Source organism: Chromobacterium sp. CV08, from assembly GCF_051129845.1.
GTDB lineage: Bacteria > Pseudomonadota > Gammaproteobacteria > Burkholderiales > Chromobacteriaceae > Chromobacterium.
The window spans coordinates 232,976-250,522 of the sequence record NZ_CP150453.1; the positions used below are offsets into that span (position 1 = coordinate 232,976).

At 65.6% G+C, this 17,547-nt stretch carries 19 protein-coding genes and 1 riboswitch; of the genes, 9 read left to right on the forward strand and 10 right to left on the reverse strand.

The genetic code is table 11. The annotated features are described in order from the left end of the window. Together WNM05_RS01085 and WNM05_RS01090 are read right to left on the reverse strand one after the other, a co-directional pair. Nucleotides 1–480, reverse strand: coding sequence for a DUF1203 domain-containing protein (locus tag WNM05_RS01085; RefSeq protein ID WP_434631748.1), 480 nt, complete (start codon nucleotides 478–480; stop codon nucleotides 1–3). Nucleotides 481–564: 84 nt separating this feature from the next. Continuing rightward, nucleotides 565–1,167 carry a CBS domain-containing protein gene (locus WNM05_RS01090; RefSeq protein WP_434631750.1) on the reverse strand — a complete coding sequence of 201 codons (603 nt, stop codon included), beginning with the start codon at nucleotides 1,165–1,167 and terminating at the stop codon, nucleotides 565–567. A gap of 171 nt (nucleotides 1,168–1,338) precedes the next feature. Between WNM05_RS01090 and WNM05_RS01095 the strand changes: the two genes are divergently transcribed. Beyond that, nucleotides 1,339–2,064, forward strand: coding sequence for a hypothetical protein (locus WNM05_RS01095; protein ID WP_434631752.1), 726 nt, complete (start codon nucleotides 1,339–1,341; stop codon nucleotides 2,062–2,064). Next, entirely contained in the window at nucleotides 2,061–2,828 is a 768-nt protein-coding gene (locus tag WNM05_RS01100) for a transporter substrate-binding domain-containing protein (RefSeq protein WP_434631753.1), read from the forward strand. Before WNM05_RS01095 ends, WNM05_RS01100 begins: the two co-directional genes overlap by 4 nt. Before the next feature lie 67 nt (nucleotides 2,829–2,895). On the opposite strand, the gene waaA is transcribed toward WNM05_RS01100, so the two are convergent. Next, the gene (waaA, locus tag WNM05_RS01105) at nucleotides 2,896–4,158 is read right to left on the reverse strand and encodes a lipid IV(A) 3-deoxy-D-manno-octulosonic acid transferase (protein ID WP_434631754.1); all 1,263 of its coding nucleotides are present in this window, start codon (nucleotides 4,156–4,158) and stop codon (nucleotides 2,896–2,898) included. Further along, nucleotides 4,155–5,114, reverse strand: a complete 960-nt coding sequence (waaC, locus tag WNM05_RS01110) for a lipopolysaccharide heptosyltransferase I (RefSeq protein ID WP_434635196.1) — start codon at nucleotides 5,112–5,114, stop codon at nucleotides 4,155–4,157. The genes waaA and waaC overlap by 4 nt, the downstream gene beginning before the upstream one ends. Nucleotides 5,115–5,622: 508 nt before the next feature. On the opposite strand from waaC, the gene WNM05_RS01115 reads away from it, so the two are divergent. The 3 genes from WNM05_RS01115 to WNM05_RS01125 are packed head-to-tail and all read left to right on the forward strand — an operon-like array spanning nucleotide 5,623 to nucleotide 7,913. Further along, nucleotides 5,623–6,375, forward strand: a complete 753-nt coding sequence (locus WNM05_RS01115) for a glycosyltransferase family 2 protein (protein WP_434631756.1) — start codon at nucleotides 5,623–5,625, stop codon at nucleotides 6,373–6,375. A gap of 58 nt (nucleotides 6,376–6,433) precedes the next feature. Then, the gene (locus WNM05_RS01120; protein WP_434631757.1) at nucleotides 6,434–6,880 is read left to right on the forward strand and encodes a GNAT family N-acetyltransferase; all 447 of its coding nucleotides are present in this window, start codon (nucleotides 6,434–6,436) and stop codon (nucleotides 6,878–6,880) included. Between the two features lie 37 nt (nucleotides 6,881–6,917). Further along, entirely contained in the window at nucleotides 6,918–7,913 is a 996-nt protein-coding gene (locus tag WNM05_RS01125) for a S66 family peptidase (RefSeq protein WP_434631763.1), read from the forward strand. Between the two features lie 6 nt (nucleotides 7,914–7,919). On the opposite strand, the gene aac(6') is transcribed toward WNM05_RS01125, so the two are convergent. The 5 genes from aac(6') to WNM05_RS01150 all read right to left on the reverse strand — a co-directional run bounded on the left by aac(6') (nucleotide 7,920) and on the right by WNM05_RS01150 (nucleotide 11,580). Further along, on the reverse strand, nucleotides 7,920–8,360 hold the full coding sequence (aac(6'), locus tag WNM05_RS01130; protein WP_434631765.1) for an aminoglycoside 6'-N-acetyltransferase: 441 nt from the start codon (nucleotides 8,358–8,360) through the stop codon (nucleotides 7,920–7,922). Beyond that, nucleotides 8,357–9,667 carry a hemolysin family protein gene (locus WNM05_RS01135; RefSeq protein ID WP_434631767.1) on the reverse strand — a complete coding sequence of 437 codons (1,311 nt, stop codon included), beginning with the start codon at nucleotides 9,665–9,667 and terminating at the stop codon, nucleotides 8,357–8,359. Before WNM05_RS01135 ends, aac(6') begins: the two co-directional genes overlap by 4 nt. Nucleotides 9,668–9,728: 61 nt before the next feature. Then, entirely contained in the window at nucleotides 9,729–10,454 is a 726-nt protein-coding gene (locus WNM05_RS01140; protein ID WP_434631769.1) for a uracil-DNA glycosylase, read from the reverse strand. Between the two features lie 137 nt (nucleotides 10,455–10,591). Beyond that, nucleotides 10,592–10,918, reverse strand: coding sequence for a rhodanese-like domain-containing protein (locus WNM05_RS01145; RefSeq protein WP_434631770.1), 327 nt, complete (start codon nucleotides 10,916–10,918; stop codon nucleotides 10,592–10,594). Between the two features lie 2 nt (nucleotides 10,919–10,920). Further along, on the reverse strand, nucleotides 10,921–11,580 hold the full coding sequence (locus tag WNM05_RS01150) for a protein-L-isoaspartate O-methyltransferase family protein (RefSeq protein WP_434631772.1): 660 nt from the start codon (nucleotides 11,578–11,580) through the stop codon (nucleotides 10,921–10,923). A 319-nt stretch (nucleotides 11,581–11,899) separates the two neighbouring features. Beyond that, nucleotides 11,900–12,047, forward strand: a riboswitch (TPP riboswitch). A gap of 101 nt (nucleotides 12,048–12,148) precedes the next feature. Here WNM05_RS01150 and thiC point away from each other — a divergent pair. The 4 genes from thiC to WNM05_RS01170 all read left to right on the forward strand — a co-directional run bounded on the left by thiC (nucleotide 12,149) and on the right by WNM05_RS01170 (nucleotide 16,386). Further along, nucleotides 12,149–14,023, forward strand: coding sequence for a phosphomethylpyrimidine synthase ThiC (thiC, locus tag WNM05_RS01155; RefSeq protein ID WP_434635111.1), 1,875 nt, complete (start codon nucleotides 12,149–12,151; stop codon nucleotides 14,021–14,023). A 105-nt stretch (nucleotides 14,024–14,128) separates the two neighbouring features. Then, entirely contained in the window at nucleotides 14,129–14,821 is a 693-nt protein-coding gene (locus WNM05_RS01160; RefSeq protein ID WP_434631774.1) for a sporulation protein, read from the forward strand. Nucleotides 14,822–14,895: 74 nt separating this feature from the next. Beyond that, on the forward strand, nucleotides 14,896–15,135 hold the full coding sequence (locus WNM05_RS01165) for a DUF2789 domain-containing protein (protein ID WP_434631776.1): 240 nt from the start codon (nucleotides 14,896–14,898) through the stop codon (nucleotides 15,133–15,135). A 123-nt stretch (nucleotides 15,136–15,258) separates the two neighbouring features. Then, the gene (locus WNM05_RS01170) at nucleotides 15,259–16,386 is read left to right on the forward strand and encodes a GGDEF domain-containing protein (RefSeq protein WP_434631778.1); all 1,128 of its coding nucleotides are present in this window, start codon (nucleotides 15,259–15,261) and stop codon (nucleotides 16,384–16,386) included. Here the strand turns inward: WNM05_RS01170 and WNM05_RS01175 are convergent. Next, the gene (locus WNM05_RS01175) at nucleotides 16,383–17,504 is read right to left on the reverse strand and encodes a GGDEF domain-containing protein (protein ID WP_434631780.1); all 1,122 of its coding nucleotides are present in this window, start codon (nucleotides 17,502–17,504) and stop codon (nucleotides 16,383–16,385) included. The two genes, WNM05_RS01170 and WNM05_RS01175, sit on opposite strands and share 4 nt — an antisense overlap. Nucleotides 17,505–17,547: the final 43 nt, after the last annotated feature.

Genomic DNA, 17,547 nt, shown 5'->3' on the forward strand with positions numbered 1-17,547 from the left:
TCATGCGCTCCGGTTCAGCCGCAGCGCGTAGCAGCCGTGCGCGGGAAAACGCAGCATCGCGAACGCGATTTCCGGCCGCGCCTCCCAGCGCGCCAGCGTCGCCTCCGCCTCCCGCGTCGGCAGCAGCGCGGCTTCCAGCATCGTCTGCCCGTCGTCGTAGGCGCGCAGCGCCACCCCGTCGCCGAGATAGCCGTCCCCTCCGGCGCGACGCAGCAGCGACGACAGTCCGGGCAAGGGTTCCGGCTGCGGCCCGGCCGCCAGGAAGACAGGGCCGTATTCGCGGTATGGCCCGGCTTGGCGGAACGGGCTGTAGCTCGCCAGGATCAGCGCCTCGCCCGGACGGGCGCGGCGCAACGCGTCGCGGAACGGCTCGCCGCCGGCGGCCGTCAGCCGTCGCACCGGCTGGCCGAGCGCGTCGACGCCTTCCCGCCGCGCGCGCTCGACGAAAACCGGGTCCAGGGTTTCCAGTTGCCAGGCCATGCCGCTCTCCTTCGTATTATTGCGATGTCCGAAGTCTATGGCGGCGGCGGCCCGGCGGCGACCCGATTCTTGCCATCCGGCGGCTCAGCCGGTGTACAGCAGCGAGTACTGGATTTCCGACAGCGCCTGCGGCACGCGGATGAAGGACAGCGGCATTCCCAGCAACCGGGCCATATGGGTGGTGGAAAACAGCCCGCACAGCTCGTGGTGGCCGCTGACCGGATTCAGCTCGACCACCAGCGCATGCTGGCGGCCCAGCTGTTTCATCGTCGCGATCAGCTGGCCGACATTGGCCGCCGTCACGTCCTGCAGCCGCAGCGCGTCCAGGCGGTCCCGCGGCGTCATCACGTCGGCGACCACAATATCGGCGTGATGCTTGCCGTGTTCCCGCATGCACTGGATGGGCCGCTCGCCGAGCAGGTCGACGGCGGTGACGATGCCGAGCAGGCCGCCGCCATCGTCATGGACGAACAGCAGGCGGATGCCGTGGCTGATCATTTTCTGGTGGGCTTCGCGCAGATCGGCGTCGGCGCGGATGCCGACCGGATTGACCACTCTCAGATCGGTCATCACGCTCAGCGCCGCGCTGTGCAGGTCGATCGGAGGGTGCGGACGCTGCTCCAGTTGCACCAGGTCGGTCGTGCGTGGCAGAGTCAGGGTGGGCAAGGAATGAAAATCGTTAGCCATGGCGGCTCCTCGCAGGGCAGACTCGAAAGACAGAACGGGCCGGCCCGCCCATTGCGGTCAGCCCTGTCTTCACGTTAGCGGAAAAGCCGCCGGACTTCAGCATCCGGGCAGGGAACTTTACGTTTCAAAATTCCCTCATTAGTGTATTTTTCCTAATTCCTGCGAAAATCTATGAAGCATAACGAAAATGGCCGGCGCGATGCCGGACGATACGGCCGACGCGCGCTGGCCTGCCTGCTGCCCGCCGTGCTGCTGACCGCCCACGCCCGCGCCGACGGCTGGCCCTACCCGGGCTGGCAGGACGACGGCGTCTCCCGCGTCAAGGCGCTGGCGCTGCTGCAGACGGCCAACGCGACCCTGCTGAGCCAGCCCAGCGCCACCCGCACCCTGCAGCAATGGTGCGCCGAGCACCGGCTGGCCGCCGAGCCGCGCATCCGCGCCTTGCGCGACACCGATACCCGCAAACCGGCCGACGCCGAGATCCGCCGCCAACTGCAGGTCGGCCCCGACGAGCCGATAGGCTACCGCCGGGTGAAGCTGGCCTGCGGAGAGCGGGTGCTGTCCGAAGCCGACAACTGGTACGTGCCGTCGCGGCTGACGCCGGAGATGAACCGCCTGCTCGACACCACCGACACGCCGTTCGGCACCGCGGTGCGCGCGCTGAACTTCAGCCGCCGCACCGAAAGCGCGCGTCTGCTGTGGTCGCCGCTGCAGCCGGCTTGGGAGATGCGGCCGCTGGCCGAGTTCGCCGGCAAGCCGCTGGAGATTCCGGAACAGGTGCTGCAGCACCGCGCGGTGCTGTACAAGGACGGCAACACGCCGTTCAGCCTGGTGGTGGAGACCTACAGCCGCGAGCTGTTCGCCTTCCCGCTGAACCAGCGGGAGTCCGGCCGATGAGCGCCCGCCGCGTCGTCGCCGTCTGCGCGGCGGCGATGCTGGCCAGCGCCGCCGCCCATGCCGATCGGCTGGACGACGTTCTGAAGCGCGGCGAACTGAGGGTAGGCAGCAGCGGCGACTACCTGCCGTTCAGCGGCAGGGACGACACCGGCCGATACCGCGGCCTGGACATCGACATGGCCGAGGACCTGGCGCGCGCGCTGGGCGTCAGGCTTAAGCTCGTCGACACCAGCTGGCCGACGCTGATGCGCGATCTCGCCGACGACAAGTTCGACATCGCGATGAGCGGCATCTCGATCAGCCTGGAGCGGCAGAAGCGGGCGCTGTATTCGATCGCCTATCTCGACGACGGCAAGACCGCCATCGCCCGTTGCGACCAGGCGGCGCGCTTTCAGACGCTGGAACAGCTGAATCGCCGGGAAACCCGTCTGGTGGTCAATCCCGGCGGCACCAACGAGCGCTTCGCCCGCACGCATCTGCCAAACGCCGGTTTGACGGTTTTCCCCGACAATACGGCGATTTTCCGGCAGATCATCGCCGGAAAGGCCGACGCGATGGTGACCGACGCGGTCGAGACCCGCTATCAGCAGAAACTGCATCCGGAGCTGTGCGCGCTGCACCCGGACAAACCGTTCGACTTTTCGCAGAAGGCCTATCTGCTGCCGAACGACTGGCGTTGGAAGGCCTGGGTCGACCAGTGGCTGAACCAGCGGCTGCGCGACGGCGCTTTCGCGCGGCTGTCGGCCAAGTGGCTAGGCAGCTGAGCGTCTGTTCAAAACGAAAAACCGCCTGATCAGGCGGTTTTTTTATTCGGCGGCGCGCGGACGACGCCTAATCCGGCACAACCGTCTTCAGCAAGGCCAGCATGCGCTCGCTGGCGCCGCGGTGCGCCGCGCTGAAACGCGCCGCCCCCTGGCGCATCGCCTCCGCCTCGGCCGGATCGGCCAGCAGCGCCAGCGCCGCCGCCACCAGTTCGCCGGCGTCGGCGACCTGGCGGCCGGCCCCGGCGGCCAGCGAATCGGCGGCGGCCTGCTGGAAATTGAATACCGACGGGCCGAACAGCGCCGGCACGCCCATCAGCGCCGGCTCGATCAGGTTATGGCAGCCAAAGGGCAGCAGGCTGCCGCCGATGAAGGCGACGTCGCTGGCGCCGAGATAGGCGAACATCTCGCCCATGCTGTCGCCCAGCCACACCCCGGTGGCCGCGGCCACCCCGGCTCCGTCGCTGCGCCGCTGTACGGCGAAACCGCGCCCGACGGCCAGTTCCGCCACCGGATCCAACCGTTCCGGATGGCGCGGCACCAGCAGCAGCAAGGCGTCGCCGACGGCGTCGCCGGCCGCTCGCCAGGCATCGAGGATCAAGACCTCCTCGCCTTCCCGGGTGCTGGCGCACAGCAGAACCGGACGCGCGCCGATGCGGCGGCGGAAATCTGCCGCCAGATGACGTTGCGCTTCCGGAATCTCGATATCATATTTGCTGCTGCCGCAAACAATAATGTTCTCGGCACCCAAAAGTCGCAAACGTTCAGCATCTTGCATGGTTTGCGCGGCAACAGCAGTCAACTCCCTCACCGCCGGTGCAATCAATCCACGTACCCGCCTATAGCCGTTCAGCGATTTTTCGGACAATCTGGCATTGACCAGCAACAACGGCACCTGTTGTTCGGCGGCGGCGTGTATCAGATTCGGCCAGATCTCGGTCTCCATCAGCACGCCGCAGCGAGGCCGATAGGCGCGCAGGAAATCGGCGACGGCGCGCGGATAATCGTACGGCAGGTAGCGCACTTCGGCGTCCGGATACAAGGCCTCGGCGGTGGCCCGGCCGGTCGGCGTCATCTGCGTCAGCAACAGCGGCGCGTCAGGCCACTGGCGGCGGATCGCGGCGACCAGCGGCTGAGCGGCGCGGGTCTCGCCGACCGAGACCGCGTGTATCCAGATCGCACCGACCGACCGGGGCGCCAGCGCCCGGCCGAAACGCTCGTCCCAATGTTCCAGATAGGCCGGCGCCTTGCGGGCGCGCTTCCTGAGATAGCGGCGGATCAGCGGCGTCAGCGCCCGCCACAACAGGCCGTACAAGCCGCGCTGCCAGCTCATGTCCAGTCCCGTCTCGCCTGCAGCGCCCGCATCACCTCCTCCGTCGTCGGACATTGGCCGACATTGCCCAGATTGGTCGCCCACGGCGTTTCCACCACGCCGGTCTGTTGCGGATCGGTATCGGTGTAGATCGCCACCAGCGGCACTTGCAGGGCATTGGCGAGATGGGCGAGGCCGGTATCGACGCCGACGACCGCGCTGGCGTGGCCGAGCAGGCCGGCCGCCTCGGACAGGCTCATCTTCGGCGCGACCACCGCTGCCGGCAGTTGCGCCGCCAGCCGCTCGGCGCGCGCCTTCTCCTTGTCGCTGCCCCATGGCAGCACCGTCACCAGATCATGCCTGGCCGACAGCTCGCCGCCCAATTCTATCCAGCGCGCTTCCGGCCATTCCTTGGACGCGCGACTGGTCGCGTGCAGCAATACCGCGTAGCGGCCGCTCAGCATCCAGGCCGGCCGCTCGCCGGCCGCGACGCCGAAACTGGGCGCGCCCTCCGGGGCATAACCGAAGCTCAGGCCGAACAGCAGTCGATTTCGGTCTATCGCCGACAGACTGCGCGAAACCGTGTGCTTCTTGTCATAGAACAGGCTGGCCAGCGACTCGCGCGCGCTCTTCCAATCCAGGCCGGCCAGCGGCGCGCGCGCCCAGCGAGCCGGGATCGCGCTCTTGATCAGGCCCTGGCTGTCCAGCACCAGATCGAAATGGGTGTCGCGCAGTTTCCGCTTCAATTCCCGCAGTTCGCGCCAGGCTGCCGGCCGCAGCAGGCCTTTGCGCCAGCTGCGCCAACGCAGCGTCAGCACCTCGGCCACCTGCGGATGCAGCCGGGCGATGTCGGCGAAGCTTTCTTCGGCCAGCCAGGTCAGCCGGATATTGGGGTAGTGCGTCTTCAGCTCGGTGATGGCGGGCCAGGTGTGGATAAGGTCGCCCATCGACGAGGTGCGCACGATCAGCACATTCATCATGGCGCGCATTGTACCCGAGCGGGGCTGTGGTTAACCAAGTAAAATCCCGGCTGATCGGATGTGGATAAGTGCTTGTGAATAAGTTTGTCCGTTTTTATCCACAATCTACCAGACTGCTGCGACCTGTAATAATCCAATGGCTATCAACAGGACAAGCCTATGAAGAAAAGCGTTTTTTTTCATTTGTCCACAAAAAAAGCCGCCTTCATTATTTTCATCATTTTATAGTTGCGTTAATGAAAATCCGCTGATGAAAAACGTTTTCGCGACAAAAAACGTCATGCACAGGTCTGCAGGAAAAAGCGTCGGTCTCCATGTGGAAAACTCGAGATGACGAACGACGTCCAAAGTTATCCACAACTGGCCAACGCGAGCCCAGTCATGCTGACAACAAGTTAGCATCAAATGTAAGTTATTGAAAACAAACTGGTAAATAGAGTTATCCACAGCATTGTGCGGCCTTCTACCAGTTTCTTCATTTTATAAATGGGAAAACATAGAAAAGATGCGAGTCGCAATCAGCGCGGTGCTCATCACCAAAAACGCAGGCAAACAGCTGAAACAATGTCTACAGAGCGTGGACTTTGCAGACGAGATCGTCGTTGTGGATTCCGGCAGTAGCGATGACACTTTGACGATAGCGGCAGCCTATCAAGCCAAAGTTATCCACCAGAACTGGCTGGGATTCGGTCCCCAGAAGCAGTTCGCAGTCAGCCAAGCCAGCCACGACTGGGTGCTATGCCTGGACGCGGATGAATACTTGTCTGAAGAATTATCTTTTTCAATCAAGGAGATGCTGAAAAATCCACAGGCTGCTGCCTACCGTTTTCCGCGCTGCAACCGTTTCATGGGTCGTTTCCTGAAACACGGGGAGGGCTATCCGGACTGGTCGCTGAGGCTGTTCGACCGCCGGCGCGCGCGCTGGTCAGACGACGTGGTGCACGAGTACGTGATCTGCGACGAGGCTGTGGAAAAACTGGCCGGCGATCTGATGCACGAATCCGGCGAGGACATCGCGCTGTATCTGGGCAAGCAGAACCGTTACACCACGCTGCAGGCGGAACAGCTCTATGCGCGAGGCAAGAGGGCGGGGATAGGCAAGCTGCTGCTCAGTCCGCTGCTGCGTTTTTTCAAGTTCTACTTCATCCGCCGCGGCTTCCTCGATGGCCTGCCGGGACTGGTGCATATCTCGATCGGCTGCTTCAACAGCCACATCAAGTACGCGAAGCTGATCGAGCTCCATCGCTTAAAGGAATGACGTTTGGTTTTGATTGGCGAATTCCCTTAGCATGGGGTTTTGCTTCGGAGTCGAATAAATGGACGCCATCCTCATCCGTGTCATGGCAGAGACCGACATCAGCGCGGTGGCGCGGCTATGCGGTGATCTCGACTATCCGACGACGCCCGAACAGCTGGCGCGGCGCTACGCTGCCGTACGCGGTTGCCCGGACAACGAGATCTGGGTGGCGGAGCGGGATGGCGCGGTGGTCGGCTGGATCCACGGTCACGGCGGACATCTGCTGGAGGCGGACGGCTATGTCGAAATCGGCGGCATCGTCGTCGATCCGGCCTGCCGCAAGCTGGGCATAGGCCGTATGCTGCTGGAGGCCTGCGAACAGTGGGCGCGGACCCGAGGCTATCCGCGCATACGGCTGCGTTCCGGCATCCATCGCGTCGACGCGCACGCCTTCTATCGCCATATCGGCTATCGCCAGCAAAACACCGGCATCACTTTCTCGCTCGATCTGCCGCGGCGCGATTGAGCGCGGCCGACTTATCCAAACGCCCAGGACCAGACACATGCCGATCCGTTTTCCCGCTCCGCTGAAGCCCGGAGACGCCATCGCCGTCACCGCCTTTTCCTCCGGCGTCCACAGGCAGCTGCACGACAGGCTGGACGGCGCGCTGGAGACGTTGCGCGCGCGCGGCTACCGCGTGGTGGAGGGCGAATGCCTGCGCGACGAGAAGCACGAGGCCAGTGCGCCCGCCTCGGCGCGGCTGGCCGAGTTGAAGCGATTCCTGTTCGATCCCGGCATCCGCGCCGTCCTGCCGCCCTGGGGCGGCGAGCGGGCGATAGAGCTGCTGCCGGGGCTGGATTTCGATGCCCTGGCCGCATTGCCGCCGAAGTGGATCGCCGGTTTCTCCGACGTGTCCACCTTGATGGCGCCGCTGACGCTGCGCGCCGGCTGGGCGACGCTGCACGGTCCCAATCTGATGGATCTGCCGCTGCGGGACCGCGCTTTCGGCAGCGAGGCGCTGCTGGCCGCTCTGGAGACCGGCATGCCGCCGGCGCAGGATGCGCATGGCCATTACTGGAGCTGGCAGGAGCCGGGTCGGCGCTTCGCCAATCGGGTGAGAATGCTGGGCGGCGGGACGGGGCGGATGGAGGGCCGCTTGATGGGCGGCTGCCTGGACGTGCTGGCTTCGCTGCAGGGCACGCCGTATTTCGATCTGGCCGCGTTCAAGGCCGAGCCGGCCATCCTGTACCTGGAAAACTGCGAGCTCGCGCCCTGCGGCGTTCTGAGGGCCTTGGCGGGGCTCCGGCTGTCGGGGGCCTTCGACGGCCTCGCCGGGCTGGTCCTGGGCCGCAGCAACGGCCCGGACGCCGGCGATATCGACGCCTTGAGCCACGAAGGGGCGCTGCGCGCCGCGCTGGACGGCCTGCCGTGCCCGGTGGTGATCGATGCCGACATCGGACACGTGCCACCGCAATGGAGCCTGTTTAACGGCGCCTGGGCGGCTTTGGAGGTGTTCGGGGAGGGGCGGGCCAGGCTGGAGCAGCGCGCGGCGCGCTGAGGGCGTTTACAGCGCCATCCTGTAGAACACCACCCGCTCGGTCTCCTCGAAGCCCAGCGCCAGGTGGGCACGCTGCGAGACGAGATTGTCGAGGCCGGTGTCGGAGGCGAGTTCGGCGCAGCCGCGGCCTCGCGCCCAGGTCCTGGCCGCGTCCAGCAGCAGGGCGCCGGCGCCGGCGCGCCTGTGTTCCGCCGCCACGTACAGGCCTTCGACGAAGGCGACCGGCGATGTGGCGGTGCCGTTGACGTAGTCGCCGCGCAGCGACAGCTCGACCAGGCCGATGGCGACGGTTTGAGCGTCGACGGTCAGGAAGGCGGCGTAACGGCCCGGATCGGCCAGCTGGGCGGCGATTTCCCGCTGGTGTCGCTGCCGCGGACAGTGCGGCCACAGCGCGGCGCGCAGAGCCAGCCAGCCGTCGGGATCGGCGGCGGCGGGGACGACGCTCATATCGATTCGAACTCCGGTTGCGGCAGGTGACGGCGCAGCACCAGGATCTTGTCGACCCGGGTCTTGTCCATGTCCACCACCTCGAAACTGAAGCCGTTCCAGTCGAAACGGTCGGTGACGCAGGGAATGCGGCCGAACTGGAACATCATCATGCCGCCCAGCGTGTGGATATTGCCGCCGGCCTCGCCCGGCAATGGCGCGTCCAGTTCGAAGAACTCGCGGAAGCGCTCCAGCGACAGCATGCCGTCCACCAGCCAGCTGCCGTCCTCGCGCTGTACGATCTCGTCGTCTTCGCCGTCGATCGCCGGCATATCGCCGACGATGGCCTCCATCACATTGTTGATCGACACCAGGCCTTCCAACTCGCCGTATTCGTCGACGACCAGCGCGCTGTGGCTGCGCGCCTGCTTGAACTGCTCCAGCAACTGCATCAGCGAGCTGGTGGCCGGCACATACAGCGCCGGCGCCAGGTCGGCGGCGAAGTCCAGCGGCTCGCCGCGCAGCAGCCGGTCCAGCAGCAGTTTGGCGTTGAGCACGCCGATCACCTGGTCGGTGTCGCCGCGGCAGACCGGAAAGTGGCTGAACGGGTGGCGCAGCAGCAGCTCTCGGTTGTAGTCCGGGTTGTCTTCCAGATCCAGCAGCACCACGTCCTTGCGCGGCGTCATCACCGAGGCGACCTTGCGGTTGTCCAGCCGGAAGATGTTCGCCACCAGCGCCTGCTCGGCGCGGTCGAACACGCCCTCGTCGGCGCCTTGCTCCATCAGCACGCGGATCTCGTCCTCGGTGATCGATGGCTCGTCGCTCTTCTTCGCGCCGAGCAAGAGCAGCAGGCCGTCGGTGACGCGGCTGAACACCTGCACCAGCGGGCCGCTGGCGCGCGACAGCAGCAACATAGGCGGCGCCAGCGTCATCGCCACCCGCTCCGGGTTCAGCAGCGCCAGCCGTTTCGGCACCAGCTCGCCGAAGACCAGCGACAACATGGTGATCAGCACCACCATCAGCGCCACCGACAGCGGTTTGCTGTACGGCGCCAGCGGCGGCACGTCCAGCAGCACGTTCCTGAGGTGCTCGGACAGGGCCGCCTCGCCGTAGACGCCGGACAGGATGCTGATCGAGGTGATGCCGATCTGGATGGTGGACAGGAAGCGGGTGGGCTCGGCGGACAGCTTCAATGCGGCGCGAGCGCCTTTATGGCCTTCGTCGGCCTTGTGCCGCAGCCTGACCTTGCGCGCGGAGACCACGGCGATCTCGGCCATGGCGAACACGGCGTTCAACAGGATCAGGCCCAGCAGCAGCAGGATTTCCACGATCGGAGCGGGGGAGTGGCGGAGCTACTAGCTTAGGGCAAGCCGGCCGCCGCGCATAGCGTCAGAACAGGCAGCTCTGCGCGGCCGGCGCCGCCTCCCAGCGCACTGGCTGGCGGCCGCGGGCCAGCAGCCAGGCGTTGACCTGCGAGAAGTGGCGGCAGCCGTGGAAGCCGCGGCTGGCGGACAGCGGCGACGGATGGGCGGCGGTCAGCACCAGGTGGCGGCCCTGGTCTATGCGCTCGGCCTTGGTTTGCGCCCAATTGCCCCAAAGCAGGAACACGCAGCCGGGATTGTCGGCGTTGACGGCGTCGATCAGCGCGTCGCTGACCGTCTGCCAGCCGAGCTTGCCATGGCTGCCGGCTTGATCCCGCTCGACGGTGAACACGCTGTTCAGCAGCAGAACGCCCTGCCGCGCCCAGTGGGTGAGGTCGCCGCTGGATGGGATGCCGAGGCCGAGGTCGGCCGCCAGCTCCTTGTAGATGTTCCGCAGCGACGGCGGCACGCGCACGCCGTCCGGCACCGAAAACGACAAGCCCATCGCCTCGCCGTCGCCGTGGTACGGGTCCTGTCCGAGTATCACGACCTTGACGTCGGCGGGCGCGGCGAAGCTGAGCGCGTTGAATACCTGCGGCGGCGGCGGAAACAACGTCTTGCCGTTCTGTTGCTGTAGGCTGAGCTGGCGGTCTATCTCGGTCAGGCGGGAGGCGACGGCGGCCTGGTCCAGCACCGCCTCCCAGTCGGGATGGACGCGGGCGAGTGCGGGGGCGAGGTAGGTCAGAGTAGGCATATCGGGTTCTTTGCGGCGGATCGCCAGGCGGTTGACCTGGCTTGGAAAGATGGCTGCGCGATTCGTTCCAAAACAAAACACCGCCCGGAGGCGGTGTTGCAGGAGGCGCCCCCCCGGAGGGAAGACGCGCCAAGACATCAATACCGGGCGACGCTGGGATCGACCTGGACGGACCAGGCGTCGATGCCGCCCTGCAGATTCAGCACCTGCTCGAAGCCGGCGTTCTGCAGGAACAGCGCCACCTGGGCGCTGCGCATGCCGTGATGGCAGATCGCGACGATGACGGTATCGTCCGGCAGCTCGCCGTTCCGGATCGGGATCAAATTCATCGGAATGTGGACGCTGCCCTCGATGTGCGCCAGCTGGACTTCCCAGCTCTCGCGTACATCGAGCAGCAGCGGGCGCGCGGCCTGCGTGTCGGCCAGCAGCGCCGCCAGTTCCGGTGCGGTGATTTCGCGCAGCATGATCAGAAGCTGAAACGGACCGGCTCGACAGCCTGGTAGTTGCGCAGGCGGCCGATACAGGTTTCGAACAGCGCGGTTTCGCGGAAGGTGGCATCCGACAGGCGTTCGATCAGCATGCAGCTCATCACCGGCAGGTCGCCGACGACGAGGATCAGGCGGCCGCCGACGGCCAGCTGGTCCTTCAGCTGCTGAGGCACCACCGGCAGCGAGCCGGCGACGACGATCACGTCGTACGGCGCTTGCGCCGGCAGGCCCAGCACGCCGTCGCCTTCGACCAGGGTGACGTTGTCTATGCCGGCCTTCTTCAGGCTGGCGGCGGCGCGTTCCTTCTGCGCCGGATCGATTTCGACGCTGACAACCTGCTTGCCGAGCTTGGCCAGCAGCGCGGTCAGGTAGCCGTTGCCGGTGCCGATCTCCAGGATCTTGTCGGTCGGCTTGATCGCGGCGTCCTGCGCCAGTCGGGCTTCCATCTTCGGCTGCAGCATCTTGCCGCCGTTCGGCAGCGGCAGTTCGGTATCGACGAAGGCCAGCTGGCGCTGGTTGTCGGCGACGAAGTCCTCGCGTTTCACGTGAAACAGCAGATCCAGCACGGCGGCATCCAGGACGTCCCACGGGCGAATCTGTTGTTCGACCATGTTGAAACGGGTTTTTTCAAAATCCATCAACTTAAACTCCGGAGGGCTGGGAGTCCGCTCCGTCCGCGCGGGACATCGGCGGCGGCAAGGACTCGAGTCATGACGATACAGGCTGCTGACAAAGTGAATGGGGGCGATTTTACAGGATCCGGCAAAGCCGGGCCTCTCCACATAAGTGCCGGAGTCCGCAGCCTGACCATTGAATCCCAATCGCTCCGCTGAGCGAATTGAAAATTCGCACGCATGCCACCCTCCTGCCCTGCAAGGGCGCCTCGTCATCAGTACGAGATGCTTTGTCAGCAATCCAGATTGCTTGCGATTATCCCATATTTGCCTTACCTTCACACAGCATCGCTAGGGGTCCTGCGCCTGGCGTTCGACGCCGATGACTACCGAAGTGTAGGTCATGGGCTCGGATGGCAAGGCGCGGGTGAGAAATACCCTTGGAACCTGACCCGGATAATACCGGCGTAGGGAAGCGTCACCTGCCCTCTATGGCCGCGCCATATCCCGCAGCCGGTTCGTCCGGATCGCTCCTTGCGCCGTTTCATCGCTTTTGGAGAACCGCCCGATGAACGCGCCCGTCAACAAGCAGATGGTGGTCGACGCCGCCGCCATTCAGCCGCTGCCCAATTCCCGCAAGATCCATGTCGAGGGCAGCCGCCCGGACCTGCTCGTGCCGATGCGGGAGATCGTACAGGCCGACACGCCGACGCAGTTCGGCGGCGAGAAGAACCCGCCCATCTTCGTCTACGACACCAGCGGTCCGTACAGCGACCCGGCCGTCCGCATCGATATCCAGAGCGGCCTCGCGCCGCTGCGCGCCGCCTGGATAGCCGAACGCGGCGACTGCGAGCAGCTGGACGGCCTCAGCAGCGAATACGGCCGCGCCCGCGAAGCCGATCCCAAGCTCGCCGAGCTGCGCTTCAATCTGCAGCGCAAGCCGCGGCGCGCCAGGGACGGCCGCAACGTCACCCAGCTGCATTACGCGCGCCGCGGCATCGTCACGCCGGAGATGGAGTTCGTCGCGATCCGGGAGAATCTGAACCGCCGCGCCTATGTGGCCTCGCTGGAGGCCACCGGCAACCGGCGGCTGCTGGATCTGATGACGCGCCAGCACCAGGGCCAGGGCTTCGGCGCCCGGCTGCCGGACGAGATCACGCCGGAATTCGTCCGCGACGAGATCGCCGCCGGCCGGGCCATCCTCCCGGCCAACATCAATCACCCGGAATCCGAGCCTATGATCATAGGCCGCAATTTCCTGGTGAAGATCAACGGCAATATCGGCAATAGCGCGGTCACCTCGTCGATTTCCGAGGAAGTCGACAAGATGACCTGGGGCATACGCTGGGGCGCCGACACCATCATGGACCTGTCCACCGGCAAGAACATTCACGAGACGCGCGAGTGGATACTGCGCAACTCGCCGGTGCCTATCGGCACCGTGCCCATCTACCAGGCGCTGGAAAAGGTGAACGGCAAGGCCGAGGACCTGACGTGGGAGATCTTCCGCGACACGCTGATCGAGCAGGCCGAACAGGGCGTCGACTACTTCACCATCCACGCCGGCGTGCGGCTGGCCTATGTGCCGATGACGGCGGGACGGATGACCGGCATCGTGTCGCGCGGCGGCTCCATCATGGCCAAGTGGTGTCTGGCCCACCACCGCGAGAATTTCCTCTACACCCATTTCGAGGACATCTGCGAAATCATGAAGGCCTACGACGTGGCCTTCAGCCTCGGCGACGGCCTGCGGCCGGGCAGCGCCTGGGACGCCAACGACGAGGCCCAGCTGTCCGAACTGAAGACGCTGGGCGAATTGACCGAGATCGCCTGGAAGCACGACGTCCAGGTGATGATAGAAGGCCCGGGCCACGTGCCGATGCAGCTGATCAAGGAGAATATGGACAAGGAACTGGAATGGTGCCGGGAGGCGCCGTTCTACACGCTGGGGCCGCTGACCACCGACATCGCGCCCGGCTACGACCACATCACTTCGGCGATAGGCGCCGCGCAGATAGGCTGGTACGGCACCGCGATGCTGTGCTACGTGACGCAGAAGGAGCACCTGGGGCTGCCGAACAAGAACGACGTCAAGGAAGGCATCATCACCTACAAGCTGGCGGCGCACGCGGCCGACCTGGCCAAGGGCCACCCGGGCGCCCAGATCCGCGACAACGCGCTGTCCAAGGCCCGTTTCGAATTCCGCTGGGAAGACCAGTTCAATCTGGGGCTCGATCCGGACAAGGCGCGCGAGTTCCACGACGAGACGCTGCCGAAGGACAGCGCCAAGGTGGCGCACTTCTGCTCGATGTGCGGTCCGCACTTCTGTTCGATGAAGATCACCCAGGATGTGCGCGAATACGCGGCCAGCCAGGGCATCAGCGCGCAGGACGCGCTGCAGCGCGGCATGACGGAAAAATCGGTGGAATTCATCAAGGGCGGCAGCAAGTTGTACGATAAAGTGTAGAACATGAGCGTTTTTTGCTGTTTGTCATGATTTTGTTGGCATAGCATGGCGTCGGCCCGGCATTTTGCCGGGCCGCCTTCATTCAGGATCGCCAAGAACAAAATCATGCTGAAATCCCTTTTTGCCGCAATCGGCGTCGGCGGCGCCACAGTCGACACCCGCTTGTACAATCCCCGCCTGCGCCCAGGAGAAGCGTTGCGCGGCGAAGTGACGGTCAACGGCGGCGCGACGGCGCAGGACCTCGTCAAGATAGAGTTGCAATTGCTGGCCGAGATCGACGGCGCCGGCCGGGAGGCGGTGACGTTGGCCAGCCTGCCGGTCAGCGGACCGTGCCGGATTCCGGCCGGCTGCGAATGGCGGCTGCCGTTCCGGCTGGCCCTGCCGCCGGCGATGCCGGTCAATCATCTGCCGGGTCTGGCCGGCCGGCCGCCGTCGTGGCTGCATACCGATCTGGGCCTGGATCAGCCGCGGGACGCCGGCGCCGGCGGCTGGCTGCAGATCCTGCCGACGCCGCAGATGGAGGCCCTGTTGGACGCCTTCTCCCGGCTGGGCTGGGAGCTGTACGCCGCCGATGTCGAGGGCCCGGTGCGCCGCCAGGTTTTCGAGCTGCGTCCGCGCGACGCAGGCTGGAACTGGCGCGCGATCGCGCTGGACTTCGCCGTCGAGCGGGACGGCGAGACGCCGGTGGAGATCGCGATAGACGCCGGCGACCGCGAACACCGGCAGGCGCTGTTGTTGGACGCCGATTGGCGGCGGGTCGACTGGTTGGCCGAACTGAGAGCGCGGCTGGGGCTCTGAATCGCCCGGAATACCGGCAGCATCGGCGCGGCTCCGGGTCTAACATGAAGGGTTTCCAGTCATGGGGCACTGAAATGGATACCAGCAATCACCTATTGCCCGGCTTGTTCCGCCAGCTAGGCCTGCCCGACGAACCGGCCGCCATCCGCGCCTTCATCTCCAGCCATCCGCTGCCGCCGCGCACGCCGCTGGCCGACGCGCCGTACTGGACGCCGGCCCAGGCCGCCTTCCTGCGTCAGGCGCTGGATTGCGACGCAGAGTGGAGCGAGGCGGTGGACGAGTTGGCGGTCCTGCTGCAGCAGCCCGGACATTGAGCCTTTTCTGCAAACGGGGACTGGCCGGATGGGCGTGATCGGCACGTAGAAACCGCATGCGACATTGCATAGCCGGCGGGGGCTATATAGTTTTAATCTAGAGGTCATGACACGGGGGCCGGTATGAAGCAGACTGACCAAACCCTGCTGGAGCAGCTGCGCATCACCGATTTCGAAATCGAGCAACGCAAGACGCTGTTCGATCTGAGGCCGCGCGACGAATTCCTGCTGCGCGCCGCCGGGGTGTTGATCGAGGCGCAGTTGGACGACCTGGTGGCGCGCTTCTACGAGTTGCAGACCAGTACGCCCGAAATCGCGCTGCTGATAGGCGACGCCGATACCTTGCAACGGCTGCGCAACGCCCAGCGCCGCTACGCGATCGACCTGTTCAGCGGCGTCTACGACCTGGAATACGTCAACAACCGTCTGCGCATCGGCCTGGTGCACAAGCGCATCGGCGTCGAGCCCAAGCTGTACCTGGCGGCGGTGCAGTCGCTGAAGACGCTGCTGGTCGATCTGCTGAGCACGCAGATCCCCGATCCGGAAGTCCGAGCCCACACCTTGCTGGCGATGGACAAGCTGATGATGTTCGACGTGGCGCTGGTGTTCGAGACCTATATCCGCAGCCTGGTGGCCGAGATCGAGACCTCGCGCAACAAATCGGAACAGTACGCGCAGGCGCTGGAGGAAAAGGTGGCGGTGCGCACCCGCCAGCTGGAGGAGATGTCGCGCACCGATCCGCTGACCGGCTTGCTGAACCGCCGCTACCTGGACGAGACGCTGACGCGGGTGCTGCGCAGCGCGCAGCGCCGCCACGAGAAGGTGACGCTGGTGTATCTGGACATCGACGATTTCAAGACCATCAACGACGGCCAGGGCCACCAGCGCGGCGACGAGATACTGCGCGGGCTCGGCGAGACCATCACCCGGATCACCCGGATGGAGGACGGCTGCTTCCGCTACGGCGGCGACGAATTCTGCATCGTGTTGCCCAATTGCAACCGTGTCCAGGCCGAGGAGACCTTCGTGCAGCGGCTGCGGCTGGAATTGCAGACCATCCTGCCCGGCATAGGCGTCAGTGCCGGCTGCGTCGAGACCGGGCCGGACGATTTCGCGACGCCGGAAACGCTGGTGGGCATGGCCGACCAGCGGATGTACGCGATGAAGCAGATCCACCGCCACGAGAACGGCCATCATGCCGCCGACGATGGGTCCGCGGAATCGGACAAGGAGGACGTCGCGGCGCGCTAGCCGAGGCAGACCCGGTTGCGGCCGGCCTGCTTGGCCTGGTACAGCGCCTGGTCGGCCTTCTGCTGGGCGCTGGCGAAATCCTGCTGCCGGCATTGCCATTCGTAGACGCCGGCGGAGAAGCTGCAGCGCAGCTCGGGATGCTCCGGCAGCAGCGGCAGTTCGTGAAAGCGCAGCCGCAGCCGTTCCGCCACCTGGTAGCCGGTGTCGGCGCCGGTGTCCGGCATCACCAGGCAGAATTCCTCCCCTCCGTAGCGTATCAATAGGTCATTGTCGCGCACGCCGTCGTTCAGCACGCCGGCCAGCGCCCGGATCACCTCGTCGCCGGCCGGATGGCCGTAGCGGTCGTTGATGGCCTTGAAATGGTCGATGTCCAGCATCACGATGGCGACGTTCTCTATCGACGCCTCCAGCGTGCGCAGCCAGTACTGCAGCGCGCGGCGGTTGCCTGTGGAGGTCAGCGGGTCGATGTTGGCGGCGTCCTCCAGCCGGCTGTTCTGCCGCTGCAGCACGATGTTGAGGAAGCCGACGGCGCCGCATACCTGGGCGGCGGTGGCGAAGGTCAGCGCCAGATGGTGGACGCTGTCCTGATCGTGCGGCAGCGGCGCGAGGCCGTTCAGGTGGCGCAGCAGGTCGGCGCCGTCGCGCCAGAGGAAGAGCAGCGCGCCGATCAGGAACAGCAGCGCGGTGGGACTGAAGCGATGGCGGCATACGGTCCGCTCGGCGCGCTGGTAAAGCCAGGCGGCCGTCAGATACAGCAGCGGGATTTCCGAGCCGTCCAATATCATCTTCAGCGTGGCCCACGGCACCCACTGGTTCATGCCGGCATAGGCGCCGAAGGCCAGCCACAGCCAGTTCGGCAGCCTTATGCCTATCAGCCGCGCGATGATGGTCAGCTGCAGCGCGATGCCGGCCGCGCTCATGAAGGGGCCGACGGTCAGCGTCAACGGCGTATTCCCCAACGCCCGGCCTTCGACCAGCATGCCGGCGGCCAGCAGCAGCGAAGCCTGCAGCCAGCGACGGCGAGGCCGCACCAGATCCGCGCGCACGCTGTGCTGCCAGGTGATGACGCCGATGCTGGCAACGGCCAGCGAGACCATGATGAGCAGGAAATCTGACATGTGCGCCTTGTGCGGGGAGGGGCGGTTTTCGCTTCATCCTAGC

Bases quoted from the DNA above. Each gene is read 5' to 3' on its own strand.
- WNM05_RS01140 (WP_434631769.1), bottom strand. From the start codon at position 10,454: ATGCCTACTCTGACCTACCTCGCCCCCGCACTCGCCCGCGTCCATCCC.
- WNM05_RS01145 (WP_434631770.1), bottom strand. From the start codon at position 10,918: ATGCTGCGCGAAATCACCGCACCGGAACTGGCGGCGCTGCTGGCCGAC.
- WNM05_RS01175 (WP_434631780.1), bottom strand. From the start codon at position 17,504: ATGTCAGATTTCCTGCTCATCATGGTCTCGCTGGCCGTTGCCAGCATC.
- WNM05_RS01120 (WP_434631757.1), top strand. From the start codon at position 6,434: ATGGACGCCATCCTCATCCGTGTCATGGCAGAGACCGACATCAGCGCG.
- WNM05_RS01165 (WP_434631776.1), top strand. From the start codon at position 14,896: ATGGATACCAGCAATCACCTATTGCCCGGCTTGTTCCGCCAGCTAGGC.
- WNM05_RS01160 (WP_434631774.1), top strand. From the start codon at position 14,129: ATGCTGAAATCCCTTTTTGCCGCAATCGGCGTCGGCGGCGCCACAGTC.
- WNM05_RS01095 (WP_434631752.1), top strand. From the start codon at position 1,339: ATGAAGCATAACGAAAATGGCCGGCGCGATGCCGGACGATACGGCCGA.
- waaA (WP_434631754.1), bottom strand. From the start codon at position 4,158: ATGAGCTGGCAGCGCGGCTTGTACGGCCTGTTGTGGCGGGCGCTGACG.
- WNM05_RS01085 (WP_434631748.1), bottom strand. From the start codon at position 480: ATGGCCTGGCAACTGGAAACCCTGGACCCGGTTTTCGTCGAGCGCGCG.
- WNM05_RS01150 (WP_434631772.1), bottom strand. From the start codon at position 11,580: ATGGATTTTGAAAAAACCCGTTTCAACATGGTCGAACAACAGATTCGC.
- WNM05_RS01090 (WP_434631750.1), bottom strand. From the start codon at position 1,167: ATGGCTAACGATTTTCATTCCTTGCCCACCCTGACTCTGCCACGCACG.
- WNM05_RS01100 (WP_434631753.1), top strand. From the start codon at position 2,061: ATGAGCGCCCGCCGCGTCGTCGCCGTCTGCGCGGCGGCGATGCTGGCC.
- WNM05_RS01170 (WP_434631778.1), top strand. From the start codon at position 15,259: ATGAAGCAGACTGACCAAACCCTGCTGGAGCAGCTGCGCATCACCGAT.
- thiC (WP_434635111.1), top strand. From the start codon at position 12,149: ATGGTGGTCGACGCCGCCGCCATTCAGCCGCTGCCCAATTCCCGCAAG.
- WNM05_RS01115 (WP_434631756.1), top strand. From the start codon at position 5,623: ATGCGAGTCGCAATCAGCGCGGTGCTCATCACCAAAAACGCAGGCAAA.
- waaC (WP_434635196.1), bottom strand. From the start codon at position 5,114: ATGAATGTGCTGATCGTGCGCACCTCGTCGATGGGCGACCTTATCCAC.
- WNM05_RS01125 (WP_434631763.1), top strand. From the start codon at position 6,918: ATGCCGATCCGTTTTCCCGCTCCGCTGAAGCCCGGAGACGCCATCGCC.